25 protein-coding genes are annotated in these 26,753 nt (G+C 65.3%); 21 read left to right on the forward strand and 4 right to left on the reverse strand.

The window, feature by feature from the left end; genetic code table 11:
- Positions 1–523: 523 nt before the first annotated feature.
- Entirely contained in the window at positions 524–2,245 is a 1,722-nt protein-coding gene (gene ilvD, locus Q0743_RS33140) for a dihydroxy-acid dehydratase (protein ID WP_298245619.1), read from the forward strand.
- The gene (locus tag Q0743_RS33145; RefSeq protein WP_298245620.1) at positions 2,232–3,053 is read left to right on the forward strand and encodes a tetratricopeptide repeat protein; all 822 of its coding nucleotides are present in this window, start codon (positions 2,232–2,234) and stop codon (positions 3,051–3,053) included. Before ilvD ends, Q0743_RS33145 begins: the two co-directional genes overlap by 14 nt.
- A 150-nt stretch (positions 3,054–3,203) precedes the next feature.
- Here Q0743_RS33145 and xth read toward each other — a convergent pair whose 3' ends face one another.
- Positions 3,204–4,001, reverse strand: a complete 798-nt coding sequence (gene xth / locus Q0743_RS33150) for an exodeoxyribonuclease III (protein WP_298245621.1) — start codon at positions 3,999–4,001, stop codon at positions 3,204–3,206.
- A 134-nt stretch (positions 4,002–4,135) separates the two neighbouring features.
- Between xth and Q0743_RS33155 the strand changes: the two genes are divergently transcribed.
- Positions 4,136–6,466 carry an ATP-binding protein gene (locus Q0743_RS33155; protein ID WP_298245622.1) on the forward strand — a complete coding sequence of 777 codons (2,331 nt, stop codon included), beginning with the start codon at positions 4,136–4,138 and terminating at the stop codon, positions 6,464–6,466.
- 6 nt (positions 6,467–6,472) lie between these two features.
- On the opposite strand, the gene erpA is transcribed toward Q0743_RS33155, so the two are convergent.
- Positions 6,473–6,802: an iron-sulfur cluster insertion protein ErpA gene (erpA, locus tag Q0743_RS33160; RefSeq protein ID WP_298245623.1), complete on the reverse strand. Its 330-nt coding sequence runs from the start codon at positions 6,800–6,802 to the stop codon at positions 6,473–6,475.
- A gap of 122 nt (positions 6,803–6,924) precedes the next feature.
- Here erpA and Q0743_RS33165 point away from each other — a divergent pair, with 122 nt between their 5' ends.
- The 12 genes from Q0743_RS33165 (at position 6,925) to surE (ending at position 19,105) form a co-directional block, all read left to right on the forward strand.
- On the forward strand, positions 6,925–8,121 hold the full coding sequence (locus Q0743_RS33165; protein WP_298245624.1) for a deoxyguanosinetriphosphate triphosphohydrolase: 1,197 nt from the start codon (positions 6,925–6,927) through the stop codon (positions 8,119–8,121).
- 9 nt (positions 8,122–8,130) lie between these two features.
- Positions 8,131–9,921 carry an arginine--tRNA ligase gene (gene argS / locus Q0743_RS33170; RefSeq protein ID WP_298245625.1) on the forward strand — a complete coding sequence of 597 codons (1,791 nt, stop codon included), beginning with the start codon at positions 8,131–8,133 and terminating at the stop codon, positions 9,919–9,921.
- Positions 9,922–10,061: 140 nt separating this feature from the next.
- On the forward strand, positions 10,062–11,663 hold the full coding sequence (locus tag Q0743_RS33175) for an SPOR domain-containing protein (RefSeq protein ID WP_298245626.1): 1,602 nt from the start codon (positions 10,062–10,064) through the stop codon (positions 11,661–11,663).
- Positions 11,664–11,709: 46 nt separating this feature from the next.
- Complete coding sequence (gene nagZ / locus Q0743_RS33180; RefSeq protein ID WP_298245627.1) at positions 11,710–12,738, forward strand: beta-N-acetylhexosaminidase; 1,029 nt, start codon at positions 11,710–11,712, stop codon at positions 12,736–12,738.
- The gene (locus tag Q0743_RS33185) at positions 12,735–13,574 is read left to right on the forward strand and encodes a ScpA family protein (RefSeq protein ID WP_298245628.1); all 840 of its coding nucleotides are present in this window, start codon (positions 12,735–12,737) and stop codon (positions 13,572–13,574) included. The genes nagZ and Q0743_RS33185 overlap by 4 nt, the downstream gene beginning before the upstream one ends.
- A gap of 21 nt (positions 13,575–13,595) precedes the next feature.
- Positions 13,596–14,369, forward strand: a complete 774-nt coding sequence (scpB, locus tag Q0743_RS33190; RefSeq protein ID WP_298245629.1) for an SMC-Scp complex subunit ScpB — start codon at positions 13,596–13,598, stop codon at positions 14,367–14,369.
- A 166-nt stretch (positions 14,370–14,535) separates the two neighbouring features.
- A complete protein-coding gene (locus Q0743_RS33195) occupies positions 14,536–14,769 on the forward strand; it encodes a twin-arginine translocase TatA/TatE family subunit (RefSeq protein WP_028145381.1) in 234 nt (77 codons plus the stop codon).
- An 89-nt stretch (positions 14,770–14,858) separates the two neighbouring features.
- Positions 14,859–15,410 carry a Sec-independent protein translocase protein TatB gene (gene tatB / locus Q0743_RS33200; RefSeq protein ID WP_298245630.1) on the forward strand — a complete coding sequence of 184 codons (552 nt, stop codon included), beginning with the start codon at positions 14,859–14,861 and terminating at the stop codon, positions 15,408–15,410.
- Entirely contained in the window at positions 15,407–16,222 is an 816-nt protein-coding gene (gene tatC, locus Q0743_RS33205) for a twin-arginine translocase subunit TatC (RefSeq protein ID WP_298245631.1), read from the forward strand. The genes tatB and tatC overlap by 4 nt, the downstream gene beginning before the upstream one ends.
- A 224-nt stretch (positions 16,223–16,446) precedes the next feature.
- The gene (gene serS, locus Q0743_RS33210; protein WP_298245632.1) at positions 16,447–17,778 is read left to right on the forward strand and encodes a serine--tRNA ligase; all 1,332 of its coding nucleotides are present in this window, start codon (positions 16,447–16,449) and stop codon (positions 17,776–17,778) included.
- Positions 17,779–17,874: 96 nt separating this feature from the next.
- A complete protein-coding gene (locus tag Q0743_RS33215) occupies positions 17,875–18,237 on the forward strand; it encodes a hypothetical protein (protein ID WP_298245633.1) in 363 nt (120 codons plus the stop codon).
- A gap of 100 nt (positions 18,238–18,337) precedes the next feature.
- The gene (gene surE, locus Q0743_RS33220) at positions 18,338–19,105 is read left to right on the forward strand and encodes a 5'/3'-nucleotidase SurE (protein ID WP_298245634.1); all 768 of its coding nucleotides are present in this window, start codon (positions 18,338–18,340) and stop codon (positions 19,103–19,105) included.
- A gap of 19 nt (positions 19,106–19,124) precedes the next feature.
- Here the strand turns inward: surE and Q0743_RS33225 are convergent, their stop codons facing one another.
- Positions 19,125–19,493 (reverse strand): response regulator, encoded by a 369-nt coding sequence (locus Q0743_RS33225; RefSeq protein WP_298245635.1) that lies wholly within the window; start codon positions 19,491–19,493, stop codon positions 19,125–19,127.
- A 227-nt stretch (positions 19,494–19,720) separates the two neighbouring features.
- On the opposite strand from Q0743_RS33225, the gene Q0743_RS33230 reads away from it, so the two are divergent.
- Positions 19,721–20,371, forward strand: a complete 651-nt coding sequence (locus Q0743_RS33230; protein WP_298245636.1) for a protein-L-isoaspartate(D-aspartate) O-methyltransferase — start codon at positions 19,721–19,723, stop codon at positions 20,369–20,371.
- A gap of 109 nt (positions 20,372–20,480) precedes the next feature.
- Positions 20,481–21,866 (forward strand): LysM peptidoglycan-binding domain-containing M23 family metallopeptidase, encoded by a 1,386-nt coding sequence (locus Q0743_RS33235; protein WP_298245637.1) that lies wholly within the window; start codon positions 20,481–20,483, stop codon positions 21,864–21,866.
- 168 nt (positions 21,867–22,034) lie between these two features.
- On the opposite strand, the gene Q0743_RS33240 is transcribed toward Q0743_RS33235, so the two are convergent.
- A complete protein-coding gene (locus Q0743_RS33240; RefSeq protein WP_298245638.1) occupies positions 22,035–23,051 on the reverse strand; it encodes an ATP-binding protein in 1,017 nt (338 codons plus the stop codon).
- Between the two features lie 181 nt (positions 23,052–23,232).
- Between Q0743_RS33240 and yajC the strand changes: the two genes are divergently transcribed.
- The 4 genes from yajC to Q0743_RS33260 are packed head-to-tail and all read left to right on the forward strand — an operon-like array spanning position 23,233 to position 26,748.
- Positions 23,233–23,610, forward strand: a complete 378-nt coding sequence (gene yajC / locus Q0743_RS33245; RefSeq protein WP_298245639.1) for a preprotein translocase subunit YajC — start codon at positions 23,233–23,235, stop codon at positions 23,608–23,610.
- A 47-nt stretch (positions 23,611–23,657) separates the two neighbouring features.
- On the forward strand, positions 23,658–25,262 hold the full coding sequence (secD, locus tag Q0743_RS33250) for a protein translocase subunit SecD (RefSeq protein ID WP_298245640.1): 1,605 nt from the start codon (positions 23,658–23,660) through the stop codon (positions 25,260–25,262).
- Between the two features lie 16 nt (positions 25,263–25,278).
- On the forward strand, positions 25,279–26,304 hold the full coding sequence (secF, locus tag Q0743_RS33255; protein ID WP_298245641.1) for a protein translocase subunit SecF: 1,026 nt from the start codon (positions 25,279–25,281) through the stop codon (positions 26,302–26,304).
- A gap of 60 nt (positions 26,305–26,364) precedes the next feature.
- Positions 26,365–26,748, forward strand: coding sequence for an Mth938-like domain-containing protein (locus Q0743_RS33260; protein ID WP_298245642.1), 384 nt, complete (start codon positions 26,365–26,367; stop codon positions 26,746–26,748).
- Positions 26,749–26,753 lie beyond the last annotated feature (5 nt).

The following is a 26,753-nucleotide window of genomic DNA, read 5'->3' on the forward strand; positions in this document are numbered from 1 at the left end:
AGCGAAGCAATCCAGAATCTCTCCGCGGAAAGACTCTGGATTGCTTCGTCGCAAGAACTCCTCGCAATGACGCGGAGGAGAGCGCGTGCCTCATATTCCGCTCTCGTGCCCCGGACGCAGCGCAGCAACGCTTCGCGTTGCGGCGCGTCCGGGACATGAGAGTGCGCGGAAGCGCCGACTCACTTGCGTGGATCTTGCCCGGGGTGTGAGGGCGGGTGCATCTTGCGGCTCACAAAGGCAGAGGTTGTTTTCCGTTCTCCCTCGACGGTACCGAAGTACGCGACCCCGTGTCTTCCCGGTAACGATTGTGCTGTCTGCGCAACAGTCGGTTCCGATTTAACCGTCATCACCGACGGTTCGCATCACCGCCGCTTTTTGGCCACACCCGAACATGAATAAAATCGCTGTCATGTTTTAAAGGCAGCGGCGGTCCTCGAAGGCGACGAAGAAATCCCAAGGTCGATTCAAATCTTGGCTCTGATTTTTCGGGTCTGAAAGGGTTGACCGGGGAAACTGGTTTGCGATGGGCGCGAAGATTGACAAGCAGAGGCTGCCGAGCCGTCACGTGACGGAAGGCCCTGCGCGCGCGCCCCATCGCTCCTATTTCTACGCCATGGGTCTGACCACCGAGCAGATCCACCAGCCCTTCGTCGGCGTCGCTTCCTGCTGGAATGAAGCCGCTCCCTGCAACATCGCCTTGATGCGCCAGGCTCAGGCGGTGAAGAAGGGCGTGGCGTCGGCCGGCGGCACGCCGCGCGAATTCTGTACCATCACCGTGACCGACGGCATCGCCATGGGCCATGACGGCATGCGCTCCTCGCTGCCGTCGCGTGAATGCATCGCCGATTCCGTCGAGCTCACCGTGCGCGGCCATGCCTATGATGCCCTCGTCGGGCTCGCCGGGTGCGACAAGTCGCTGCCGGGGATGATGATGGCGATGGTCCGTCTCAACGTGCCCTCGATCTTCATCTATGGCGGCTCGATCCTGCCAGGCAATTTCCGGGGCCAGCAGGTCACCGTGCAGGACATGTTCGAGGCCGTCGGCAAGCACTCGGTCGGCGCCATGTCGGACGAGGATCTCGACGAGATCGAGCGCGTGGCGTGCCCCTCGGCGGGCGCCTGCGGTGCGCAGTTCACCGCCAACACCATGGCGACCGTGTCCGAGGCGATCGGCCTGGCGCTGCCTTACTCGGCCGGTGCCCCGGCACCGTACGAAATCCGCGATGCCTTCTGCATGACCGCGGGCGAGAAGGTGATGGACCTGATCGCCCAGAACATCCGGCCGCGCGACATCGTCACCCGCAAGGCGCTCGAGAACGCGGCCGCCGTCGTCGCGGCCTCCGGCGGCTCGACCAATGCTGCACTGCACCTGCCGGCGATCGCGCACGAATGCGGCATCAAGTTCGACCTGTTCGACGTCGCCGAAATCTTCAAAAAGACACCATATGTCGCGGATTTGAAGCCGGGCGGCCGTTATGTCGCCAAAGACATGTTTGAAGTAGGTGGCATACCGCTTCTGATGAAGACGCTGCTCGACAACGGCTTCCTGCACGGTGATTGCCTTACCGTGACGGGCCGCACGATCGCCGAAAACCTCAAGAGCGTGAAGTGGAATCCGCACCAGGACGTGGTGCACCCGGCGGACAAGCCCATCACCGTGACAGGCGGTGTGGTCGGTCTGAAGGGCAATTTGGCGCCAGAAGGTGCGATCGTGAAAGTCGCGGGAATGTCCAACCTCAGGTTTACCGGTCCGGCCAGGTGCTTCGACCGCGAGGAGGATGCTTTCGAGGCGGTCCAGAAGCGCACCTACCGCGAAGGCGAAGTCATCGTGATCCGCTACGAGGGGCCCAAGGGCGGCCCCGGCATGCGGGAAATGCTCCAGACCACCGCGGCGCTGACCGGCCAGGGCATGGGCGGCAAGATCGCGCTCATCACCGACGGCCGCTTCTCCGGCGCCACCCGCGGCTTCTGCATCGGCCATGTCGGGCCCGAGGCGGCGGTCGGCGGCCCCATCGGGCTGCTCGAGGACGGCGACATCATCGAGATCGACGCGGTTGCCGGTACCCTTAACGTAAAATTGAGCGACACCGAGCTCGCTCAACGCAAGACCAAATGGAGCGCTCGCGCGACTAACCACACGTCGGGTGCGCTCTGGAAGTATGCTCAGCAGGTTGGACCAGCGGTCGGGGGGGCAGTGACCCATCCGGGCGGCGCGCACGAGAAACAGTGCTATGCGGACATCTAGGCGTGCCATTGTTGCGTTTGTGTTGGGGGCCAGTGCGCTGGCCGCGCCGGCGCTCGCCTTCGATGGCGCCCCGGTCAACCCGAAGGACGCGACCATTCCGGTCGTGACCGCGCTGCCGGGGACCGCGGCGAACGTGCGCGCCAAGGTCGCGCCGGTGACCCAGGAAACCTCGCTCAGCGCCCTGCAATATGCCGCCGAGGGCGGTCATCCCATTGCGCAGTGGAAGCTCGGCCGCATGTACGCCAATGGCGACGGCGTCGCCCAGGACGATCTGCGCGCCTTCGAATATTTCAGCCGGATCGCCAACGCGCATGCCGAGGACAGTCCGTCGGCGCCGCAGGCGCAGATCGTGGCCAACGCCTTTGTCGCGCTCGGCCGCTACTATCTCAGCGGCATCCCGAACTCGAAGGTCAAGTCGGATCCGGATCGGGCGCGGGAGATGTTCTCCTATGCGGCGTCCTATTTCGGCAATGCCGACGCTCAATACGATCTCGCCCGGCTCTACCTGAAGACCCCGGACGCCTCGCGTGAGGATTTCCGCTACGGCGCGCGCTGGCTGGGCCTTGCCGCCCAGAAGGGCCAGCACGAGGCGCAGGCGCTGCTCGGCCAGATGCTGTTCAACGGCGATCGCCTGCCGCGGCAGGCCGCGCGTGGCCTGATGTGGCTGACCTTGGCGCGCGACAGTGCCGGCACTGAAGAGACCTGGATCAAGGAAAGCTACAACCGCGCCTTCGCCAAGGCCTCCGACGACGACCGCGCCATGTGCCTGCAATTGCTTGAGCAGTGGGTGAAGGACCGCCGCGAGTAGCTGCGGCAGCCCTGGTGCCGTAGTGCCGTAGGGTGGGCAAAGCGCAGCGTGCCCACCCTCTGTTTCGATCATCAAGAGATCGTGGGCACGGCGCGCTGCGCCTTTGCCCACCCTACGGCAGCTGCGACTGCCGCTCGCTCCCTGCGAACGTTACGCCGCCTCCAGATCCAGATCCGCCCACACCGGAACGTGGTCCGACGGCTTCTCCCAGCCGCGCACATAGCTGTCGATCCCGACATTGGCGAGCTTGTCGCTGGCCTGCGGCGACAGCAGCAGGTGGTCGATCCGCAGCCCCTGGTTCTTCTGCCAGGCCCCGGCCTGGTAGTCCCAGAAGGTGTAGAGGTTGGGCTCGTCGGTGACCGCGCGCAGGGCATCGGTGAGGCCAAGGCCGAGCAGGGCCTGGAAGCTCTCCCGCGTCTCGGGCTTGAACAGGGCGTCCTCGGTCCAGGCGGCGGGGTTGTGCACGTCGCGGGCATGCGGGATGACGTTGAAGTCGCCTGCGAGGATCAGCGGCTCCTCGGTCTTGAGGCGCTCCTTCGAATACTCAAGAAGCCGCGACATCCATTTGAGCTTGTAGGGATATTTCTCGGTGCCGACCGGATTGCCGTTGGGCAGATAGAGGCAGGCGATGCGCAGCACGCCGGATTTCAGCGTCACCACGCCCTCGAGGAAGCGGGCATGGGCATCCTCGTCGTCGCCGGCGAGGCCCGACTTGGTCTCGTCGAAGCGGAGCTTGGAGAGCAGGGCGACGCCGTTGAAGGTCTTCTGCCCGTGGGTGACCACGTTGTAGCCCAGCGCCTCGATCTCCAGCCGCGGGAAGGCCTCGTCGACGCATTTGATCTCCTGGAGGCAGACGATGTCCGGCTGGCACTCCTTCAGCCAGGTCAGCAGCAGGTCGATCCGCTGCCGGACCGAGTTCACGTTCCAGGTGGCTACTCTGATGGGCATGGGGAGGGCTCCGGGCAGGGGTCATGGTTAGAACAAACTGCCAACGCGCCCGTCAAGGACGCCGCAAAATCTCCCACAAAATTAACCCGGCTTAAGCCGGCCGCAGGCCATTGATACGGAAAAGGTTCCTTGGAATGGGATGGCCGGACAAATCGATGAAGCGAACGGAGCCGCGTGACGGCCTGATCGGCGCGTTCCTGTACTGGCTCGGCGGCTTCGAGATCGAGGACGGCCTGACTGCCGGCCTGAGCGAGCGCGAGATCCGCCGCATCCGCGCCAAGCAGATCGACGCCGTGACGCGGCTGATCCCGGTGACGATGGCGGTGACGATGCTCAACGTCGCCATCGTGCTGATCCTGTTCTGGGGCAGGGGCTGGAACGACTTCCTCGCGATCTGGGGCCTGACGCTCGCCGCCACGGCCTCGCTCGCGGTGCGTTCATGGCGGAGGTCGCACCAGAACCCGCCGCAGGAGGCCTCCCCGCGCGCCGCGCGGCAGATGCTGCGGCAGGCGTTTTTCCTCGCCGCGATCTGGGGCACGCTGCCGCTCGCTCTGTTCAGCCGCATCGAGCCGACCAGCCAGCTGATCCTGGCCTGCCTGATGGTCGGCATGATGTCGGGCGGCGCCTTCACGCTGTCGACGTTCCCGCGCGCCGGGCTCGTCTATCTCGCCACCATGACGGTCGCCTGCGCCGGCGCGCTGCTGCTGTGCGGAACCGGGCCTTATCTCGTGACCTCGGTGTTCCTGCTGCTGTTCGCGTTCTTCATGGCGCGCAACATCGTCTCGCAAGGCAACCTGTTCCTCGGCAATCTCAAGGCCCAGCTCGAGCTCGAGCGGCAGACCGAGATCATCTCGCTGCTGCTGAAGGACTTTCAGGAGAACGCCAGCGATTGGCTGTGGCAGACCGACGCCGAGGGACATCTGGTCGATGTGCCCCAACGCTTCGCCGACGTCGCGCAGGTGCCGCTGCCGCTGCTGAAGGGCTCGCTCTTCGCCGACGTGCTCGACATGCTCTGTCCCGAGGACAAGTCCGCGGCCTACAACATCGTCGGCCTGATGGAGCATGCCGAGCCGCTTCACGAGATGAGCCTCAAGGTCGTCGCCGGCGGCGAGGCGCGGCTGTGGTCACTGACGGCAAAGCCCGCCTACGATCGCGAGGGACAGTTCCTCGGCTATCGCGGCTTCGGGCGTGACGTGACCGAGCGCTGGCGCGCGGAGAAGGCCGAGGCCGAGAGCCGTGCCAAGTCCGACTTCCTCGCCGTGATGAGCCACGAGATCCGCACGCCCATGAACGGCGTGCTCGGGCTTGCCAGCATGCTGCTCGAAACCAAGCTCGATCCGGAACAGCGCGAAGCCGTCACCACGATCCGCGAATCCGGCGACAACCTCCAGCGCATCCTCAACGACATCCTCGACCTGTCCAAGCTCGAAGCCGGACGTTTCACCTTCGAGGCGATCGACTTCGCGCCGCAGGCGCTGGTCGAGGCGGTCGCCACCGTGGTGCGCGCGAGCGCCAAGAGCAAAGGCCTCGCGGTCAAGGTCGAGCTCGACCCGAACCTGCCGCCGACACTGCGCGGCGACGTCGCGCGCATCCGCCAGGTGCTGCTCAACCTCGCATCCAACGCGGTGAAGTTCACCGATCAGGGCGAAGTGACGATCGCTGCGACCTGCCAGGCGCGCCGCGACCTGCTCGCGACCGTCGAATGGACGGTGACCGACAGCGGCATCGGCATTGCCCCCGAAAAGCTCGGCCAGCTCTTCAGCGACTTCGCGCAGGCCGATGCCTCGATCAGCCGCCGCTTCGGCGGCACCGGTCTCGGCCTTGCGATCTCCAGGCGCATCATCGAGCAGATGGGCGGCACCATCGGCGTCACCTCGACGCCGGGGCAGGGCTCGACTTTCCGCTTCACGCTGGTGCTGCCCTGGAGCCAGACGCAGGCATCCGAGCAGGCGTCGGACCGCGACGAGGCCGACGAGCTCAAGGCCCGTATCGCCGGTCTCGATCGGCCGCTGAAGGTGCTGGTCGCGGAGGACGATGCGGTGAACCGCATGGTCGTCAGCAAGATGCTCGGGGCCTTCGACGTCGAGCTGCGTGTCGTCACCGACGGGACCGAGGCCGTCGCGGCAGCCTCCGAAGGCAATTACGATGTCGTGCTGATGGACGTGCGCATGCCCGACATGGACGGGCTCGCCGCCACCCGCGCCATCCGTGCGCAAGGCGGACGCTTCGCGGCCTTGCCGATTGTCGCGCTGACGGCCAACGCTTTCCCCGAAGACGTCAGGATCTGCCGCGAGGCCGGCATGTCGGATTTCCTCGCCAAGCCGCTGCGCAAGCCGGCGCTGGTCGCGGCCCTGCTGCGCGCGCTGGACGGATTCACGATGTCGGAGGATGCGCCGCTTCAGCCCGAACTGATACCGTCAGACGTGGAGTGGACGGACGAGGAAAGGCAGATCACCGGCGCATAAGCGGCTTTAGACCGAGAAGCTCGTCCCGCAGCCGCAAGAGGCCGTCGCGTTCGGATTGTTGACGCGAAACGAGGCGCCGATCAGATCGTCGACGAAATCGACCTGCGAGCCCGCCAGGAACGGCTGCGAAGCGGAATCGACCAGCACCACCGCGTTGTCCTGCTCGATCACGAGATCGTCGTCGGTCCGCGCGCGGTCGATGTCGAACTTGTACTGGAAACCCGAGCAACCGCCGCCCTCGACGGAGATGCGCAGCATCGCGCCGGCACCTTCGCCCTTGAGGATTTCCCCAATCCGGCGTGCGGCGCGGTCACTGATGGTCACGTCAGTCGTCATCTCGGCTCTCCGATAGGCCCGCGGTCATATCCAATTCATTTGGTATCCCGCGTCCGGCATAGTTAAGTGCAAGGATACGCAGAATCAAATGGATAGGGACTAAATTCGTCGTGTCCGTCGGAATGGCAGCCCCCCGCGCGCCCTATGCCTGCGATCCCGACCGCAGCCGCGGCCGGCTGGTCACCGAGCCGCCGAGCCGGACCCGCAGCCCGTTCCGGCGGGATTGCGACCGGGTGATCCATTCCACCGCGTTCCGCCGCCTGAAGTACAAGACCCAGGTGTTCGTGTTCCACGAGGGCGACCACTACCGCACGCGCCTGACCCATTCGCTGGAGGTGGCGCAGATCGCCCGCGCGCTGGCCCGGCAGCTCGGGCTGGACGAGGACCTCACGGAGACGCTCGCGCTTGCCCACGATCTCGGCCATCCCCCGTTCGGCCATGCCGGCGAGCGGGCGCTGGACGCCTGCCTGAAGGATTTCGGCGGCTTCGACCACAACGCCCAGACGCTCCGCGTCGTCGGCTCGCTGGAGCACCGCTATCCTGAATTCGACGGGCTCAACCTGACCTGGGAGTCGCTGGAGGGCATCGTCAAGCACAACGGCCCGCTCACCGATCGCAGCGGCGCGCCGGTCGGCCGCTATCGCGAGCACGGCATTCCCGTCGGCATCGCCGACTACATCAGGACCTACGACCTCGAATTGTGGAGCTTCGCCTCGCTGGAGGCGCAGGTTGCCGCGCTCGCCGATGACATCGCCTATGACGCCCATGACATCGACGATGGCCTGCGCGCGGGCCTGTTCCATCTCGACGATCTCAAGGTGATGCCGCTCACGGCCGAGATCATCGCCGAGACTTCGGCGCATTATCCCGAACTCGAGGACCTCAGGCGCGGGGCCGAGCTGGTGCGCGAGCTGATCTCGCATTTGATCGGCGCGGTATTCGGGGAGACGCAGAAGAACCTCGCCGCGGTGAAGCCGCAATCGGCCCAGGACGTACGCCAGCAGAGCCGGGCCCTGGTCGCGTTCCCGCCCGAGGTCGCCGAGGAAGAGGCCGCCATCAAGGCCTTCCTCTACCAGCACATGTACCGCCACAAGCGGGTGATGCGGGTGATGGGGGAGGCCGAGCAGATCCTGTTCGACCTGTTCGCGAAATACCTGAAGGTGCCGGCCGAACTGCCGCCGGAATGGCTGCTGGGGGCGCAAGGCGACGACGAGGGCGACCGGGCCCGCCGGATCGGCAATTTCATTGCCGGAATGACCGACCGTTTCGCCCTGACCGAGCACCAGCGGCTCTTTGACTCGACCCCGGATTTGCGTTAGGCGGCGGCCATGCCCCAGACCTCCTCATCCCTGCATTTGTTCGCCGATGTGCTCGCACGCGTGCACGCCGCCTGCCGCGCGCTTGCGAAGGACGCCGGCTGGCCAGAGGGCATCGATTACGCGCGTGTGGTGGTCGAGCCGCCGCGCGATGCCTCCCATGGCGACATGGCGACCAACGCCGCGATGGTGCTGGCGAAAGAGGCAAAGGCGAAGCCGCGGGAGCTCGCCGAGCAGATTGCTGAAAAGCTCCGCGCCGACGCGCTGATCGCCAAGGTTGACGTCGCCGGTCCCGGCTTCATCAATCTGACCTTGAAGCCGGCCGCCTGGGCCGAGGCGCTGCGAACCGTGCTGCGTGAGGGCCCCGACTACGGCCGTATCAGCGGCGGCTCCAAGGTCAACGTCGAATACGTCTCCGCCAATCCGACCGGCCCGATGCATGTCGGCCATTGCCGCGGCGCCGTGTTCGGCGATGCGCTGGCGAGCCTGCTGCAGTTCGGCGGCCACGACGTCACGCGCGAATACTACATCAACGACGCCGGCGCCCAGGTCGACGTGCTCGCGCGCTCCGCGTTTCTCCGGTACCGCGAGGCGCTCGGCGAGGACATCGGTGCGATCCCGGAAGGCCTCTATCCCGGTGACTATCTGAAGCCGGTCGGGCAGGCGCTCGCGAACGAGCACGGCGACAAGCTCCGCGCGATGAGCGAGGCCGAGTGGTTGCCGACCGTGCGCGCCAAGGCGATCGCGATGATGATGGACGAGATCAAGGACGATCTCGCCGCGCTCAACATCCGCCACGACGTGTTCTTCTCGGAGCGCTCGCTGATCGAGACCGGCAACAACAAGGTTGCCGAGACCATCGATTTCCTGAAGGCGAAGGGCGACATCTACGAAGGCCGCCTGCCGCCGCCGAAGGGCGCGCCGGTCGAGGATTGGGAAGACCGCGAGCAGCTGCTGTTCAAGGCGACCGCGTACGGCGACGACGTCGATCGTCCGCTGATCAAGTCAGACAATTCCTACACCTACTTCGCCTCCGACATCGCCTACCACAAGAACAAGTTCGACCGTGGTTTTGCGGAGATGATCGACGTCTGGGGCGCCGACCATGGCGGCTACATCAAGCGCATGCAGGCGGCGGTGAAGGCGACGACCTCGGGCAAGGGTTCGCTCGACGTCAAGATCGTCCAGCTCGTGAAGCTCTTGCGCAACGGCGAGCCGGTGAAAATGTCGAAGCGGAGCGGGGACTTCGTCACCTTGCGTGAGGTGGTGGATGAAGTCGGCCAGGACGCCGTCCGCTTCATGATGCTGTACCGCAAGAACGACGCGGTGCTCGACTTCGACCTTGCCAAGGTGATGGAACAGTCACGCGACAACCCGGTGTTCTACGTCCAGTACGGCCACGCCCGCGGTCACTCGATCTTCCGCAACGCGCGGGCGGAGGTATTCCCGGACCTGCCGGAGGACGCCGGCAAGCGGATCGCCTGGCTGAGTGAGTCGGCAGTGGAACGCTTGTCGGACCCGGTCGAGCTTGAACTTCTCAAGCGGCTCGCAATATATCCTCGTATGCTCGAAGCCGCCGCCGCGGCCCATGAGCCGCACCGTATTGCCTTTTATCTCTATGACTTAGCGAGCGAATTTCACGCACTTTGGACGAAGGGGCGCGATTTGCCCTATTTACGCTTCATTATCAATAATGATGCAGATCTAACAAAGGCGCGACTGGCCATGGTCCAGGGCGTCGTCTCGGTTCTGGCATCGGGCCTCGCCATCCTCGGCGTCCATGCACCGAACGAGATGCGGTAGTTTGGGGCGAACTACTTAAGGGGATTGTTGGGGGTACCGGCAGAAGCCGGATCGCTTAGACTTGGTTGAAAGCCTTGTGGGTCGAAGGCCGTGCCTTGGTCGAGGGGCGCGCGGCTTTCCCGAAGGGACGCATCATCACGATGGCCGAACGATATCAGGACAGACCGTTTCCCTCCGATGACTATGGTCGCGGCGGCGCGCAGCATGGCAAGACGGAAAGCGACCCCCTGGCTGAGCTTGCCCGCCTGATCGGACAGACCGATCCGTTCGCAGCGCAGGGACGGCCCGGCGCGCACTCGCCAACACCGCCTGCACCTGCCCAAGGCTATCAGCAAGACGACTACCGGCAGGACGATGATCAGCAGGACTACGCTGAGCCGACAGCGCCCGCGCCCCCCTCATGGATGCGGCGGGCCAATGTGCAGCCGCAGCCGGCGCCAGCTCCTGAGCCTGACTATCCAGTGTCGGTCAGCCCGGTCCATCCGCTGCATCGCTATGCGGCCCAGCCGGCCGCGCCCGCGCCTGATCTTCATCAGCCGCAGGCCTATCAGGATCACGCCTATCAGGACCACGCCTATCAGGGGCAGGCCTATCAAGGGCAGGCCTATCAGGGGCAGGCTCGCCAGCAGCATTACCCGCAGCAGGATCAGGTCTACCAGCAGCCGGCCTATCAGGAGCCGTATCAGCAGCCCGATCCGTCGCGCTATGACGATGCGCTCTATGGCCGGCTCGAGGCTGGCGAACAGGATTATCAGCGCGATCCGGCCTATCCGGACGATCCCTACGCATATCAGAGCGACTATCCCGATGAGGAGGTCGACGAGCCCAAGAAGCAGCGCGGCGGCATGATGACGGTCGCGGCGATCCTGGCGCTGGCCGTGGTCGGCACGGGAGCTGCCTTCGCCTACAAGACCTATATCGGTTCGCCCCGCAGCGGCGAGCCGCCGATCATCAAGGCCGACAACACGCCGACCAAGATCGTGCCCGCGCCATCGGACTCCGCGTCCAAGGTGCCGGATCGCATGGTGAGCGGCGATGGCACCGAGAAGATCGTGCCGCGCGAAGAGGCTCCGGTCGACGTCAACGCCAAGGCGGGCGGTCCCCGCGTGGTGTTCCCGCCACTGAACCAGAACGCGAACCCGCCGTCGGTCGCGAGCGTATCGCCGTCCGCGGTGCCGCCGCCGGGCGCAAGCAACGGCACGCTGCCGAACAATTCGCCGCGCCCGATCAGGACTGTCGCCGTGAAGGGCGATCAGACCGAGAGCGCCACGCCGCAATCGGCCGCTACCGCCAAGCCGGCGGCTGCGCCGAAGCCGGTTGCCGCGCCCGCTGCACCGGCCGCATCGCGCAATCCGCCGACCTCGGCCAATGCCAGCGTCAATCAACCGATGTCGCTGGCGCCGCAATCGGCTCCGGCGGCCGAGCCGCCGCCACAACGGATGGCTGCGACCACTCCGACTCAGATCGCGCCTCCCAGCAGCGGCGGCGGCTACATCGTGCAGGTCTCCTCGCAGCAGAGCGAGGACAGCGCGCACGCCTCCTACCGGGTGCTTCAGGGCAAGTACGGCAGCGTGCTCGGATCGCGCTCGCCTGTGATCAAGCGGGTGGATCTCACCGACAAGGGCAAGGGGATCGTCTACCGCGCGTTCGCAGGTCCCTACGCGTCAGCCGAAGAAGCGACGCAGGCTTGCAACAGCCTGAAGGCGGCCGGTCTGCCGAGCTGCTTCATCCAGAGGAATTAACGGCCGTTTCCTTGACCCTCTCGCGGGTCAGGGTTAATCGGCCGTTATGAGCACGCGGGCCTTCATTACCGGCGTTACCGGAACGGAACTGACCGCCGCCGAGCGGGAGTTTATCCGCGAGCAGCGCCCGTGGGGTTTCATCCTCTTCAAGCGCAATGTCGCAACCCCAGCTCAAGTCGCTGCATTGGTTGCCGAATTGCGCAACGCGGCAGGTGCCCCCGACGCGCCTGTGCTGATCGATCAGGAAGGCGGGCGGGTGCAGCGGCTGGGGCCGCCGCATTGGCCGGTGTATCCGCCGGGCGCGGTCTTCTCGACCTTGTACGACACTGATTCGGCGCTCGGCATCACCGCGGCGCGCCTGTCCGCCCGTCTGATCGCGGCTGATCTCGCCGATCTCGGCATTACCGTGGATTGCTTGCCGCTCGCTGACGTGCCGGTGCCGGGCGCCGATGCCGTGATCGGCAACCGGGCCTACGGCACGGAACCCGCCAAGGTCGCGGCGATCGCGCGGGCCGTCACGGAAGGGCTGGAGCAGGGGGGCGTGCTGCCGATCCTCAAACACATTCCCGGCCACGGCCGGGCCACCGCTGACACCCATTTCAAGCTGCCGACGGTGGATACGCCGAGGGATGAGCTGGAACGGACCGATTTCGCCGCGTTCAAGCCGCTATCGGACCTGCCGATGGCGATGACTGCACATGTTGTGTTTAGCGCGGTCGACCCCGCCCATCCGGCGACGACATCTGCGACAATGATTGCTGACGTGATTCGCGGCGCAATCGGGTTCCAGGGTTTGTTGATGAGTGATGACGTGTCGATGAACGCGCTGTCGGGGAATATCGCCGAGCGGACCCGCGCCATCTTCGCGGCCGGTTGCGACGTGGCCCTGCATTGCAACGGCAACATCGAGGAAATGCGCGCGGTTGCCGGTGAGACACCTGAGCTGTCGGGCCGGGGGCTGGAGCGGGCGAAGGCCGCGCTCGCCGCCCGCCAGGCGCCGCAGCCGCTCGACCGCGTCGCCGCACGCACTGAGCTGGACGCATTGATCGCACGGGCAAACACGGCATCCGCATGACTGCAGAAATCCTATCGTTTGAAACCGGGCGGCCCGCAGAGCTCGCCGAGGGTGAGCCGGCGTTGGTGGTGGACGTCGAAGGCTATGAGGGCCCGCTCGACCTGCTGCTTGCGCTCGCACGGCAGCAGAAGGTCGATCTCGCCAAGATCTCGATCCTGGCGCTGGCCGATCAGTATCTCCACTTCATCGAAGCCGCGCGAAAGATCCGGCTCGAGCTTGCCGCCGACTATCTCGTGATGGCGGCCTGGCTCGCCTTCCTGAAGTCGCGCCTGTTGCTGCCGGAGCCGCCGAGCGCGGAAGGCCCGAGCGCCGAGCAAATGGCCACCGCGCTCGCCAACCGCCTGCGCCGGCTGGAGGCCATTCGCGAGGCCGCCAACCGCCTGATGAACAGGCAGCAATTGCTGCGCGACATCTTCCCGCGCGGCGAGCCCGAGCAGATCGCCGAGATCAAGCATCCGAAATACACCGCGACACTGTACGATCTGCTCACCGCCTATGCCTCGCAGCGTCAGTCGCGCGTGCTCGCAAGCGTGCATCTGGCCAAGCGCACGGTGTGGTCGCTTGCGGAAGCGCGCGCCACGCTGGAGCGACTGGTCGGCAGCATCACCGAGCAGGATGACTGGGGCGTGCTCGACGACTTCCTGATCCGGCACGTCGCCGATCCCACGCAGCGCGCGACGGTGTTCGCCTCGAGCTTTGCCGCCGCGCTGGAACTCGTGCGTGAGGGGCAGCTGGAACTGAACCAGAAAGAGGCATTTGCGCCCATCTATTTCCGGAAGGGGCGCCCAAAACCGGTCCCGGACGCAGCTCCTGCGCCTGATGCGCCGGTCGCTTAAGTGCAAGAAGGAGAATCTGCCATGGCAAGCCTGGCTGAAGTGCGGGTAGAAGAGGCCGAGCCGATGGAGAATGAAACCCAGGCACGTCCGGAGGAATTGCGGCTGCTGGAAGCGCTGCTGTTCGCCTCGAGTGAACCGCTGGATACGGCAACGCTGGCCAAACGCATGCCCGAGGGGGTCGACGTCAAGGCCGCGCTCGAGCAGCTCCAGGCCGACTATTCGTTGCGTGGCGTGAATCTCGTCCGCGTCGCCAACAAATGGACCTTCCGCACCGCCGGCGATCTCGCCTGGCTGATGACGCGGGAGAGCACCGAGACCCGCCGCCTGTCGCGTGCGGCGATCGAGGTGCTGGCGATCATCGCCTATCACCAACCCGTGACACGCGCTGAGATCGAGGAGATCCGCGGTGTCGTCACCTCGAAGGGCACGCTCGACGTGCTGCTGGAGACCGGCTGGATCAAGCCGCGTGGCCGGCGCAAGACGCCGGGCCGTCCGCTGACCTTCGGAACCACCGAGGACTTCCTGTCGCAATTCACCCTGGAACAGCTCGGCGATCTGCCGGGCCTGGAGGAGCTGAAGGGCACGGGCCTCTTGGATTCTCGCCTGCCGACCGGCTTCAGCGTGCCGACGCCGTCGGACGATCCGCAGCTCCGCGAGGACGAGGATCCCTTGGAACCGGGCGAGGATCTCGATCTGGCGCTGGCGCCTGCCGTCGAGCCCGAGGCCCAGCAGGATGCGCCTGAAGCCAGCCATGATGGCGGCGAGGGCGGCAGCGACGGCAGCAGCGAGGACTGACGTACCGTCAGTTTTCGGGCCCCTGCGACAGTTAACACTAGCAAGATTACGTAGCGCCCACAGCGAATTGGCGCTGCCTTGGTCCTTGTTTTTGAGACCTGCCAAGCCTAGGTTTCGGTGAAGATCGGCCGGGTGTCCCGGCCATGCGCGTTTGGAGGGTTGCAGGATGGGTTCACTCAGCATTTGGCACTGGATCCTGGTGATCGCAGTGGTCCTGCTGCTGTTCGGCCGCGGCAAGATTTCGGATCTGATGGGCGACGTGGCGCAGGGCATCAAGGCTTTCAAGAAGGGCATGCAGGACGACGACAAGCCTGCCGAGAAGCCCGAGCCGGCCAAGTCCATCGAGCACAACAATGCGCCGACCGCGGCGCGGTCCGACGTCGGCAGCAAGGCCGTCTGAGCCAGAGAGCACGCGAGACGCGGCTTACGGCCCCGATCCTGCGCGCAAGGGATTGGGCCGGTTGCGGCTTCGCGTGAACGGAAGACCTCATGTTCGACATCGGGTGGAGTGAACTGGTCCTCATCGGGGTCGTGGCCCTGATCGCCATCGGCCCGAAAGAGCTGCCGGGCGTGCTGCGCATGGTCGGGCAGTGGATGGGCAAGGCGCGCAAGATGGCCGCCGAATTCCAGGGCCAGTTCCAGGAAGCGATGCGCGAGGCCGAGATGGCCGACCTCAAGAAGAGCTTTGACGAGGTCAAGGAAGCCGCCACCGGCTTCAATCCGTTGACCTCGCTCCAGAAGGACGTCAGCGACGCGCTCCGCGTCGATGCGCTGGACAAGCCGGCCGAGACGACGACCACAACCGCTGTCGAACCGACGGCGACTTCAAGTGACGCGCCGGCGACTTCAAATGAAGCGCCTGTAACGCCAACGACTCCGGAAGCGCCGACGCCTGCGACGTTCATGGAAGCTGAAGCGCATGCGGCCGCCAACGAGCCGCTCGCCATCACCCGCGAAGTCGAGCAGGCACCGGTTGCGCAGACCTCGGTGGCACAGGACACCGCGCCATCCGAAGCGATCAAGGACGCCAAAGCGTCATGACCGACGCCGATATCGAGGCCAGCAAAGCCCCGCTGATGGACCACCTGATCGAGCTGCGCTCGCGGCTGATCAAGGCACTGCTCGGCTTCGGCATAGCCTTCATCTTCTGCTTCTTCTTCGCCAAGCAGATCTTCAACGTGCTGGTATGGCCCTATGTCCTGGCCGTCGGCGACCCCGCGAACGCCAAGCTCATCTACACCGCGTTCCTGGAATATTTCATCACCCAGCTGAAGCTGGCGATGTTCGGCGCGGCCTTCATCTCGTTCCCGATCGTGGCGGGGCAGGTCTACATGTTCGTGGCGCCCGGACTCTACAAGCACGAGAAGCAGGCCTTCCTGCCGTATCTGGTCGCGACGCCGTTCTTCTTCGTGCTGGGGGCGGCGCTGGTCTATTTCGTCGTGTTCCCGATGCTGGCGCGCTTCTCGCTGGGCATGCAGCAGCTCGGCAGCGACGAGACCGCAAAGATCGAGCTCCTGCCGAAGGTCGGCGAATATCTGTCGCTGATGATGTCGCTGATCTTCGCCTTCGGCATCGCTTTCCAGCTTCCGGTGATCCTGACGCTGCTTGGCCGCATCGGCATCATCACCTCGAAGATGCTGCGCGAGAAGCGGCGCTATTTCATCGTCATCGCCTTCGTCATCGCGGCCGTGCTGACGCCACCCGACGTGATCAGCCAGTGCTCGCTCGCAATTCCGCTGATGGCGCTCTATGAGGGCTCGATCATCGCGGTGGCGATGGTGGAGAAGAAGGCGGCAGCGGCGCAGGCCGGCACCGGTACCGACATCTCGGCGCCGACCAATCCGGCGGAGTAGGGCGGCAAGCCACCACTGTCATTACCCGCCTTGTGCGCAATTGCGCACTGGAGCGGGGAATCCAGTACGCCGCGGCCTATCATGGAATCACCGCCGTCTCTGGAATACTGGATCATCCGCCTTCGCGGATGATGACAGCTGTGCTAGGGGGAGCGGCCATTTGCATGTTTGCATGAATGCAAATCCAGGATTTGCAGGCCTGCAACAAGCCCAGGACCACAGCCATGCACGACATCAAATCGATCCGCGATAATCCGCAAGCCTTCGACGCCGGCCTCATCAGGCGTGGCCTGAAGCCGATGTCGGCCTCGCTGCTCGCGATCGACGAGACGCGGCGCGCGGCGATCCTGGCGTCCGAGCAGGCGCAGGCGCGGCGCAATGCGGCCTCCAAGGAGATCGGCGATGCCAAGAAGGCCAAGGACGAGGCGCGCGCGGCCAAGCTGATGGCTGAAGTTGCCGAGCTCAAGACCACGATGCCTGAGCTCGAAGCGGCCGCGAAAGCCGCCGACGAGGAGCTGACCAAAGAGCTGTCCGCGATTCCGAACATTCCGTTCGACGAAGTGCCCGATGGTGTCGACGAGCACGGCAACGTGCAGCACCACGTGTTCGGGAACAAGCGCAACTACAATTTCGCGCCGAAGCTGCATGACGATCTCGGCACGGCGCTCGGCTACATGGATTTCGAGGCGGCGGCAAAGCTCTCCGGCGCGCGCTTCGTCGTGCTGAAGAAGGGGCTGGCGCGGCTCGAGCGCGCGCTCGGCCAGTTCATGCTCAATCTGCACGTCGACGAGCACGGCTATACCGAGATCAATCCGCCGCTCTTGGTGCGCAACGAGGTGATGTTCGGCACCGGACAGCTGCCGAAATTCGAGGACGACCAGTTCTGGGCGATCAAGGGCGAATTGCTTGCATCGCCCGATCAGGAGCGGCTGCGGACAGAGCGCCTCGGCCTGATCCCGACTGCTGAGGTCTCGCTCACCAACCTCGCGCGCGAATCCATCCTGGACGAGAAGCAATTGCCGATGCGGCTCACCGCACTGACGCCGTGCTTCCGTGCCGAGGCGGGCGCGGCAGGCCGCGACACGCGCGGCATGATCCGCCAGCATCAGTTCACCAAGGTCGAGCTGGTCTCGATCACGACGCCGGAAGTGAGCAAGGACGAGCTGGAGCGGATGCTGTCCTGCGCCGAACAGGTGCTGCAGCGGCTCGGTCTGCATTATCGCGTGATGACGCTCTGCGCAGGAGATATGGGCTTCTCGTCGCAAAAAACCTATGACATCGAGGTCTGGATGCCGGGCCAGGGCGAGGGCGGGGCGTTCCGCGAGATCTCGAGCTGCTCGGTCTGCGGCGACTTCCAGGCGCGCCGCATGGATGCGCGCTCGCGCGGCCCCGACGGCAAGCCGCGCTTCGTGCACACGCTGAACGGCTCGGGCACCGCGCTCGGTCGTGCACTGATCGCCGTGATGGAAACCTATCAGCAGGAGGACGGCTCGATCGCGGTCCCCGACGTGCTGCAGCCCTATATGGGCGGCGTGAAGGTGATCGGGCGCGAGTAAAGCGCATTGCCCGCCGGTCACGGCGGAAACGTTCGGTTGCGAAGATCGGACGGGCGGTTATCCTGCCGCCCACCCTTCAGAGCGAACCCTCCGTTCATGGCCTTGCACCGCGACATCTTCTGGGTCGGCAGACAATGGGCGGTGACGGGTGCCGGCATTCAGGCCGTCGACCAGCGCCTGCGCGGCGTGCTCGACATCGAGATCAACAGGCTCTGGGACGACGAACTCGTGCGGAGCCGGCGCGCCAAGCCCGGCGTGAATGCAGCAGACTTCGACAAGGCGCTGACGGTGGCGCGCGAGCGCTTTCCGCAGGCGCCGGAGTCCAACCCGCTCGTTGCGCAATTGGAGGCGCTCGGCGTGATCGAGGCGCCGGTCGTCAGTCCGGCCGTGCCGGCGATGAAGCTGCGCGCGGAAGGGCGGCTGGCGCGCTTCCTGCCGCAATGGCGCATCCGCCGGTAACAGGACGCGGCCGGGAACCCCTGATCACCCGGTTTGCCTGATCGGCCGGAGCCGGTTAAGACGGCCCGGACCCCACTTTTTTTTGGAATCGACCCTTCGCATGCGCATCCTCTGCACCAATGACGACGGCATCCACGCTCCCGGTCTCAAGGTCGTGGAGGAGATTGCGCGCGCGCTGTCCGACGACGTCTGGGTGGTGGCGCCCGAGCTCGACCAGTCCGGCGTGTCGCATTCGCTGTCGCTGAACGATCCGTTGCGCCTGCGCGAGGTCGGACCGCGGCACTTTGCCGTGCGCGGCACGCCGACCGACTGCGTCATCATGGGGGCGCGGCATATCCTGGGAAGCAAGGCGCCCGATCTCGTGCTGTCCGGGGTCAACAAGGGCCGCAACGTCGCCGAGGACGTGGTCTATTCCGGCACTATCGCCGGCGCGCTGGAGGGCACCATTCTCGGCCTGCCGTCGTTCGCGCTGTCGCAGGAGTTCAGCGTCGAGACTCGCGAGCGGCCGCCGTGGGACACCGCGCGGAAGTTCGGTCCCGACATCCTGCGCAAGGTGATCGCCGCCGGCATCCCCAAGGACACCGTCATCAATGTCAACTTCCCGTCCTGCGCGCCGGAGGATGTGCTCGGCATCCGCGTCACGCGCCAGGGCAAGCGCAATCTCGGTTTCCTCAGGATCGACGAGCGCAAGGACGGTCGGGGCAATCCCTATTTCTGGATTGGTTTCGAGCGCGCCGCGATGATGGACACACCGGCCAATGGCACCGATCTGGCGGCGCTTCGCGAGCGCTACGTCTCGGTCACGCCGCTCAGGCTCGACCGCACCAACGAAGCGTTTTCGGAAGAGCTCAGCGCGACGTTGAAGTAGGAAGATCCGGAAATAGCGGCTACTCGCCGCGGAGCGCGGCTTCGATGGTCTTGCCGAGCGCGTCGAGCTGGAACGGCTTCTGCAGCGCGGGCCGGTCGCGGTACTGCTCGGGCAGGCCGGACGAGCCATAGCCGGTGGCGAAGATGAAGGGGCAGCCCTTGGCCTTGATGACGTCGGCGACCGGCGAGATGACCTTGCCGTTGACGTTGACGTCGAGGATGGCGATGTCGAATTCGGTCGCCTGGGCGAGCCGCATGGCCTCGGTGATGTCGCCGGCCTCGGCTGCGACCTTGTAGCCGAGCTCTTCGAGCATGTCCGCGACCATCATCCTGATCATCACCTCGTCCTCGACGAGGAATACAGAGCGGCCAGAAAGCCCCGCGGTCATAGTTGAGTCCTTGCCCATTGCCCAAAACGTTCGCAGATAACACGAATCGACGCAATGCGCGTTTCGACGAACGGATGTCTGAAAATGGTCATCGCGGCTCGCTTATGGCAAGCCTATTTGTGGTCAAATACGTTGCGCCAAGGCTATCATGGGTTCCTGGACAGGAACAAGATTCCCGCATCCGGGCTTGAGGCCGATCGGGCTCGGCAAGACAGCGTCAGCAGGCAATGACCTCTCATCAGCACCCGCCGGAAAAGATGATGTTTCAGCTCACGCTGAGGCGTCGGGGCATCAGCGATCAGGCGGTGCTGCGAACCATGGAGGAGGTGCCGCGCGAACTCTTCGTCGACGAGGCCGATCGCGAGGGCGCCTACCGGGACAGTGCGCTGCCGATCGCCTGCGGGCAGACCATCAGCCAGCCCTTCGTCGTCGCCTACATGACCGAGCAGCTTCAGCTCCAGAAGCAGCATCGCGTCCTCGAGATCGGCACCGGCTCGGGCTACCAGGCGGCCGTGCTGTCCCGGCTCGCCGGCCAGGTCCTGACGGTCGAGCGCTATCGCAAGCTTGCCGATACGGCACGCGCCCGGCTCGAAAAGCTCGATTGTCACAATGTCGAGGTGATGCTTGGCGACGGGCTTAACCTGCCGCCCAATATCGGCCCATTCGATCGCATCATCGTCACAGCCGCCATGGAGCAGATCCCCGAGAACCTGGTCGAGCGGCTCGAAGTCGGGGGTATCCTGATCGCACCGGTCGGCCCCCATCAGGGCGTGCAGACGCTGATCCGGCTGACCCGGACCGCAGGGGGGATCGAGCGCAGGGAACTCGTCGAGGTCCGGTTCGTGCCGGCACTGCCCGGCGTGGCGCGGGAGCTGTAGAATTCCGGATCGGCTGTGCCGCCAACATCTTATTGGGAGGGTTAAGCCGTTATTTACTCGACGCGTGTTTACTTAAAACACCAGTTCTGTTGCGTACGAGTGAGTAACCATGTCCGCTGTCGCCGAGTTGCTTTACTCGCGCCGCGTGCCGCAGGTCGCGGTGCTGGCGCTGATCTCCTTCAGCTTCGCAGGGTGCAGCGCCGACATGTCGTCGCGACTGTCCCAGTCGAACTTCTCCAATCCCTTCTCGTCAGAGTCGACCGGCTCGGTGCAGCAGGCCCCGCCGCACCAGCCGCGTGAGCTGCCGCAATATGCGCGGCCGCAGACCCAGCCCGGATATTATCAGTCGCAGCCCTTGCCGCCGCCGGCGGTGTCCGCGCCGCAATCCTATCCCGTTGCGGGTGGTGGCGGCGTGTCCGGAGGCGGACGCGGCGTCAGCTCCTACGCGCCCCCGGCGCAGCCGCATCTGGAAACCACGGCCACCGTGCCGGTGCGCTCCGTTGCCGCCGCCCAGCCGGCCGGCGGCACCAAGATCATCGTCGGCACCAGCGACACCCTCGACGTGCTCGCCAAGCGCTATCACGTCACGCCGCAGGCGATCCTCGCCGCCAACGGCTACAAGGGCCCGCGCGCGCTGTCGCCCGGCCAGCAGCTGATCATCCCGCATCCGGCCACGGCCGCTGCGCCCGCACCTGCGTTGGCTCCCGTTGCGGCCGCTCCGGCCGCAAAGCCGGTTGCGGCCATGGCTGCGCCGCCGAGCACGCATTTCGTCAATCACGGCGACACGCTCGCCAGCATCGCGCGCAAGAACCATATCTCGTCGGCCGAGCTCGCCCGTGCCAACGGCCTCGATCCCTCGGCCAAACTGAAGCTCGGCACCAAGCTGACGGTGCCCGGCGCGAAGACCGCTGCTCTCGCAGCGCCGGTGGCCGCTGCGCCCGTCGGGGCTGCTCCGGTCGCGGGGACGCTGCAGCCCGTTGCGGCTGCGCCCGCGCCAGCAACGAAGATGGCCGCCGCCGCGCCGGTGCAGAGCGCGCGCCTCGCCCAGGCAACGACCAATGTCGAAGAGAAGCCCGCGGAGGCTCCGGCGAAGGCTGCCGAGACCACCAGCGCGCTTCCGACCTTCCGCTGGCCGGTCCGCGGCAAGGTGGTCACCAGCTACGGCGCCAAGACCAACGGCAAATCCAACGACGGCATCAATCTGGCGGTGCCCGAGGGAACGCCGGTCAAGGCGGCTGAAGACGGCGTCGTCGCCTATTCCGGCAACGAGCTGAAGGGTTACGGCAATCTGGTCCTGGTTCGGCACTCCAACGGCTACGTCACCGCATATGCCCATGCGAGTGAGCTGTTGGTGAAGCGCGGCGATACCATCAAGCGCGGTCAGGTCATTGCCAAGTCGGGTCAATCCGGGGAGGTGGCGTCGCCGCAGCTCCACTTCGAGATCCGCAAGGGATCGAGCCCGGTTGACCCGCTTCAATTCCTGAACGGGGCGTGAGGCCTACGCAGAGCAGGGCACACTCCCGCCACAGGTGAACTGTCATTGTCCGCGAAGGCGGACGATCCAGTACGCCGCAGCCTCTCGATCGATCGCAACTGTCTCTGGAATACTGGATTCCCCGCCTGCGCAGGGAATGACGGTTTTGGGTCGGGCGAGACTGTCCAGCTACTTCGCCGTCAGCTTCACGCCGAGCCGTCCCGCCAGTTCCTGCACGAACTGCCAGGCGACGCGGCCCGAGCGTGAGCCCCGGGTTGTCGACCATTCAAGCGCTTCGCGCTCCAGCGCCTCGTCGTCGATCTCAACGCCGAAATGGCTGCAATAGCCGCGCACCATGGCGAGATATTCGTCCTGGCTGCAGCGGTGGAAGCCCAGCCACAGGCCGAAGCGATCCGACAGCGAGACCTTTTCCTCGACGGCTTCACCGGGGTTGATCGCGGTCGAGCGCTCGTTCTCGATCATGTCGCGCGCCAGGAGATGGCGACGGTTCGACGTGGCGTAGAGCACGACGTTCTCGGGCCGGCCCTCGATGCCGCCTTCGAGCACGGCCTTGAGCGACTTGTAGGACGCGTCGTTGCCATCGAAGGAGAGGTCGTCGATGAACACGATGAAATGGAAGCTGGAGTCGCGCAGCTTTTCCATCAGCAGCGGCAATGTTTCGATGTCCTCGCGGTGGATCTCGATCAGCTTCAGCCTGTCGGCGGCCTTGCGGTCGGCATTGATGCTGGCATGCGCGGCCTTCACCAGCGACGACTTGCCCATGCCGCGCGCGCCCCAGAGCAAGGCGTTGTTCGCCGGCAGGCCATTGGCGAAGCGCTCGGTGTTCTCCATCAGGATGTCGCGCATGCGGTCGACGCCTTTGAGCAGGAACAGCTCGACGCGGCTGACCCGCGGCACCGCCGAAAGGCGGCCGTCGGGGTGCCAGACATAGGCATCCGCCCGTTCGAACGACTGAGGCTCTGCGGCCGGCTTGCCCTGGGCGGCGAGGTGCGCCGCAATGGTCTCCAGTGCGCGGACGATGCGCTCCTGGGAGAGGTCCGGCGCTGCCTTGAGCGGGGCCTTGAGAGCGGCCTTGGCGGTCTTCTTGGTCGCACCCTTGGGGCGATTTGCCGCGACGCGGGTGGGCGTCCTGGCAGGAGTACGGGGGCCTTTGCCGGCCGGGCTTTTGCTTGTGTTTTTGGGCATGTCCGAAGTTCCTGAGAATGCAGCCTTATCGGGCCTGACGGCGCGCCGCAAGATGGCCAAATCGCCGGTCTGGCAGCGTTGCAATTGGGGCAATGGCCGCTATAGTCCGCGCGAATTTGACCGAACCGGTCGCCCCAGCGGGCCTGACCGGCTTCCCCCGTTTCTCACGAGGATCGTCCGAATGCTGATTACCTCTGCGTATGCCCAGGCTGCGGGCGCCGGTGACACCAACAGCATGTTGATGTCGCTGCTGCCGTTCGCCCTGATCTTCGTGATCATGTACTTCCTGATTCTGCGTCCGCAGCAGAAGAAGGTCCGCGACCATGCCGACCTCGTGAAGAACATCCGCCGCGGCGACACCGTCGTGACCTCGGGCGGCCTCGTCGGCAAGGTCACCAAGGTCGTCGACGACGACCAGATCGAGTTCGAGATTTCCGACGGCGTGCGCGTGCGCCAGATGCGCCAGATGATCTCGGGCGTGCGTGCCAAGGGAGAGCCGGCCAAGGAAAGCAAGGAAGCCGCCAAGGAAAGCGCGAAGGACGACGCCGCCTCGAAGTGAGCGTGTCCGCGAGCATCTCAAGTCTCCTGATCTGACAGGTCCAGTCGATGTTGTATTTCACGCGGTGGAAGGCGCTGGGGGTTATCCTGACGGCGCTGATCGTGTGCCTCTGCGCGGTCCCGAATTTCTTCCCTGAGGCCCAGGTCAAGACCTGGCCGGCCTGGGCGCAGCGTCGGCTCGTGCTCGGTCTCGATCTCCAGGGCGGCTCGTCCCTGCAGCTCGAGGTCGATTCCAACTACGTGAAGAAGGAAAAGCTCGACCAGGTTCGCGACGACGTCCGTCGCGTGCTTCGCGAGGCCAAGATCGGCTTCACCGGCGGCGTCACCGTGCGCAACGACGCGGCCGAGGTTCGCATCACCAAGGACACCGACCTGCAGCCGGCGCTCGCCAAGTTGCGCGAGCTTGCGCAGCCGATCGGCGGCCTGATGGGGTCCAGCGGTCAACGCGACCTTGAAATCACCGATGCTGGCGGCGGATTGATCCGCCTCAGCATTCCCGAGGCCGCGATGATCGAGCGCTTGCGCAAGACCATCGAGCAGTCGATCCAGATCGTCGAGAAGCGCGTCAACGAGCTCGGCACCGTCGAGCCCATCATCCAGCGTCAGGGGAACGACCGCATCCTGGTCCAGGTGCCGGGTTTGCAGGACCCCACCCATTTGAAGGAATTGCTGGGCAAGACCGCGAAGATGGAATTTCGCATGGTCGACCCCTCGGTGCCGCCGGATCAGGCGCAAGCGGGGAGGGTGCCGCCGGAATCTGAAGTCCTGATGAGCGCATCGCCCCCGCCGACCCCCTATGTGGTCAAGAAGCAGGTCCTGGTTGCGGGCGGCGATCTGACCGACGCCCAGGCGACCTTCGACCAGCGGACCAATGAGCCGGTCGTCAGCTTCAAGTTCAATACGTCGGGCGCACGCAAGTTCTCGCAGGCCACGCAGGAGAATGTCGGACTGCCCTTCGCGATCGTCCTCGACGGCAAGGTGATCTCGGCGCCGGTCATTCGCGAGCCGATCACCGGCGGCCAGGGCCAGATTTCCGGCAGTTTCACCGTACAGTCGGCCAACGACCTCGCGATCCTGTTGCGCGCCGGCGCGCTGCCGGCGCCGCTCACGGTGGTCGAGGAACGCACCGTCGGTCCGGGCCTCGGCCAGGATTCGATCGACAAGGGTGAGCTGGCGGCCTATGTCGGCTCGATTCTCGTCATCGTGTTCATGCTTGTGACCTACCGGCTGTTCGGCGTGTTCGCCAATATCGCGGTGGCCATCAACGTCGCCATGATCTTTGGTCTGTTGTCGCTGCTCAGCGCCACGCTGACGCTGCCCGGCATCGCCGGCATCGTGCTCACCGTCGGCATCGCGGTCGACTCCAACGTGCTGATCTATGAGCGCATCCGTGAGGAGCTGCGGGGCGGAAGGACTCCGATTTCGGCGATCGATGCAGGCTTCAAGCGGGCGCTTGCGACCATCCTCGATTCCAACATCACCACCTTCATTGCCGCTGCCGTGCTGTTCATGATCGGCACCGGACCGGTTCGCGGCTTCGCTGTAACGCTCGGTATCGGCATCATCACCACCGTGTTCACCGCCTTCACCATGACCCGCCTGATCGTCGCCTGGTGGGTGCAGTGGAAGCGGCCGAAGACTGTGCCGATTTGATCATTCGAGGCCGGCTGTGACCACCACTCAACTCGTTCTCATCTCTCTCGGCGTCCTGATTGCCGTGCTGACCGTGGTCAGCGTGCTGGGTCTGCTGCCGTCGCTCCGCATCGTGCCAGACGACACGCATTTCGACTTCACCCAGTTCCGCCGCATCTCGTTCCCGATCTCGGCGACGCTCTCGATCATCGCCATCGTGCTGTTTTTCACGCATGGCCTGAACTTCGGCATCGACTTCAAGGGTGGTACCTTGATGGAGGTGCGGGCCAAGTCGGGCACCGCCGATCTCGGGCAGATGCGCACGACCCTTGGCGGCCTCGGCCTCGGCGAAGTCCAGCTGCAGCAATTCGGCGGTCCTGCCGACGTGCTGCTTCGCGTTGCCGAGCAGCCGGGTGGCGACAAGGCGCAGCAGGCCGCCGTGGACAAGGTGCGCGGCGCTCTCGGCGATTCCGTGGATTACCGCCGCGTCGAAGTGGTGGGCCCGCGCGTCTCCGGCGAACTGCTGGGCTGGGGCATGGCCGGCCTGATGCTCGCGATCGGCGCGATCCTGATCTATCTCTGGTTCCGCTTCGAATGGCAGTTCGCACTGGGCGCGATGATCGCCAACGTGCACGACATCGTGCTGACGATCGGCTTCATGTCGATCAGCCAGGTCGATTTCGACCTGACCAGCATCGCGGCGCTGCTGACCATTCTCGGCTATTCGCTCAACGACACCGTCGTCATCTACGACCGTATCCGCGAAATGCTGCGGCGCTACAAGAAGATGCCGATGCCGCAGCTGCTCAACGAGTCCATCAACTCGACGCTGTCGCGCTCGATCATCACCCACGTCACGGTGACGCTGGCATTGCTGGCCCTGCTGCTGTTCGGCGGTCACGCCATCCACAGCTTCACCGCGGTGATGATGTTCGGCGTGGTGCTGGTCGGCACTTACACCTCGATCTTCATCGCGGCGCCGATCCTGATCTATCTCGGCGTCGGCGAGCACCGTGAGGATGCGAAGGACGAGGCTGCGCCGGCGAAGAAAACCAAGGCATGATCCGAACCGCATGCCCTCGCAGGCGTTTGCGAGGGCAATAGGCTTATTCGGACGAAGCATATGGCCGGCGATCCCAACGCACCCCATTTCCCGCGCTCGGCGCCGATCGAGGCCTATGGCAAGGGCGGCTTCGCCTTCGCCGGCATGTCGCACCGGGGATCGCTGCTGTGCCTGCCTGATGCGATCTGGGCCTGGGATGTGACTGATCCCGCGAAGATCGACCGTTACTCGCTGGACCGGGTGTTCACAGCCGCCAATGGCATCGACACGCTCCTGATCGGCACCGGGACCGGGCTGTGGCTGCCGCCGCCGGAACTGCGCCAGGCGCTCAAGGCGGTGAGGGTGGTGCTCGACACGATGCAGACCGGCCCCGCGGTGCGCACCTACAACATCATGATCGGCGAACGGCGGCGGGTCGCTGCCGCGCTGATCGCGGTGCCATGAACAGC

This window comes from uncultured Bradyrhizobium sp. (assembly GCF_936943645.1).
GTDB lineage: Bacteria > Pseudomonadota > Alphaproteobacteria > Rhizobiales > Xanthobacteraceae > Bradyrhizobium.

Bases quoted from the DNA above. Each gene is read 5' to 3' on its own strand.
- ilvD (WP_298245619.1), top strand. From the start codon at position 524: ATGGGCGCGAAGATTGACAAGCAGAGGCTGCCGAGCCGTCACGTGACG.
- Q0743_RS33145 (WP_298245620.1), top strand. From the start codon at position 2,232: ATGCGGACATCTAGGCGTGCCATTGTTGCGTTTGTGTTGGGGGCCAGT.
- xth (WP_298245621.1), bottom strand. From the start codon at position 4,001: ATGCCCATCAGAGTAGCCACCTGGAACGTGAACTCGGTCCGGCAGCGG.
- Q0743_RS33155 (WP_298245622.1), top strand. From the start codon at position 4,136: ATGGGATGGCCGGACAAATCGATGAAGCGAACGGAGCCGCGTGACGGC.
- erpA (WP_298245623.1), bottom strand. From the start codon at position 6,802: ATGACGACTGACGTGACCATCAGTGACCGCGCCGCACGCCGGATTGGG.
- Q0743_RS33165 (WP_298245624.1), top strand. From the start codon at position 6,925: ATGGCAGCCCCCCGCGCGCCCTATGCCTGCGATCCCGACCGCAGCCGC.
- argS (WP_298245625.1), top strand. From the start codon at position 8,131: ATGCCCCAGACCTCCTCATCCCTGCATTTGTTCGCCGATGTGCTCGCA.
- Q0743_RS33175 (WP_298245626.1), top strand. From the start codon at position 10,062: ATGGCCGAACGATATCAGGACAGACCGTTTCCCTCCGATGACTATGGT.
- nagZ (WP_298245627.1), top strand. From the start codon at position 11,710: ATGAGCACGCGGGCCTTCATTACCGGCGTTACCGGAACGGAACTGACC.
- Q0743_RS33185 (WP_298245628.1), top strand. From the start codon at position 12,735: ATGACTGCAGAAATCCTATCGTTTGAAACCGGGCGGCCCGCAGAGCTC.
- scpB (WP_298245629.1), top strand. From the start codon at position 13,596: ATGGCAAGCCTGGCTGAAGTGCGGGTAGAAGAGGCCGAGCCGATGGAG.
- Q0743_RS33195 (WP_028145381.1), top strand. From the start codon at position 14,536: ATGGGTTCACTCAGCATTTGGCACTGGATCCTGGTGATCGCAGTGGTC.
- tatB (WP_298245630.1), top strand. From the start codon at position 14,859: ATGTTCGACATCGGGTGGAGTGAACTGGTCCTCATCGGGGTCGTGGCC.
- tatC (WP_298245631.1), top strand. From the start codon at position 15,407: ATGACCGACGCCGATATCGAGGCCAGCAAAGCCCCGCTGATGGACCAC.
- serS (WP_298245632.1), top strand. From the start codon at position 16,447: ATGCACGACATCAAATCGATCCGCGATAATCCGCAAGCCTTCGACGCC.
- Q0743_RS33215 (WP_298245633.1), top strand. From the start codon at position 17,875: ATGGCCTTGCACCGCGACATCTTCTGGGTCGGCAGACAATGGGCGGTG.
- surE (WP_298245634.1), top strand. From the start codon at position 18,338: ATGCGCATCCTCTGCACCAATGACGACGGCATCCACGCTCCCGGTCTC.
- Q0743_RS33225 (WP_298245635.1), bottom strand. From the start codon at position 19,493: ATGACCGCGGGGCTTTCTGGCCGCTCTGTATTCCTCGTCGAGGACGAG.
- Q0743_RS33230 (WP_298245636.1), top strand. From the start codon at position 19,721: ATGACCTCTCATCAGCACCCGCCGGAAAAGATGATGTTTCAGCTCACG.
- Q0743_RS33235 (WP_298245637.1), top strand. From the start codon at position 20,481: ATGTCCGCTGTCGCCGAGTTGCTTTACTCGCGCCGCGTGCCGCAGGTC.
- Q0743_RS33240 (WP_298245638.1), bottom strand. From the start codon at position 23,051: ATGCCCAAAAACACAAGCAAAAGCCCGGCCGGCAAAGGCCCCCGTACT.
- yajC (WP_298245639.1), top strand. From the start codon at position 23,233: ATGCTGATTACCTCTGCGTATGCCCAGGCTGCGGGCGCCGGTGACACC.
- secD (WP_298245640.1), top strand. From the start codon at position 23,658: ATGTTGTATTTCACGCGGTGGAAGGCGCTGGGGGTTATCCTGACGGCG.
- Q0743_RS33260 (WP_298245642.1), top strand. From the start codon at position 26,365: ATGGCCGGCGATCCCAACGCACCCCATTTCCCGCGCTCGGCGCCGATC.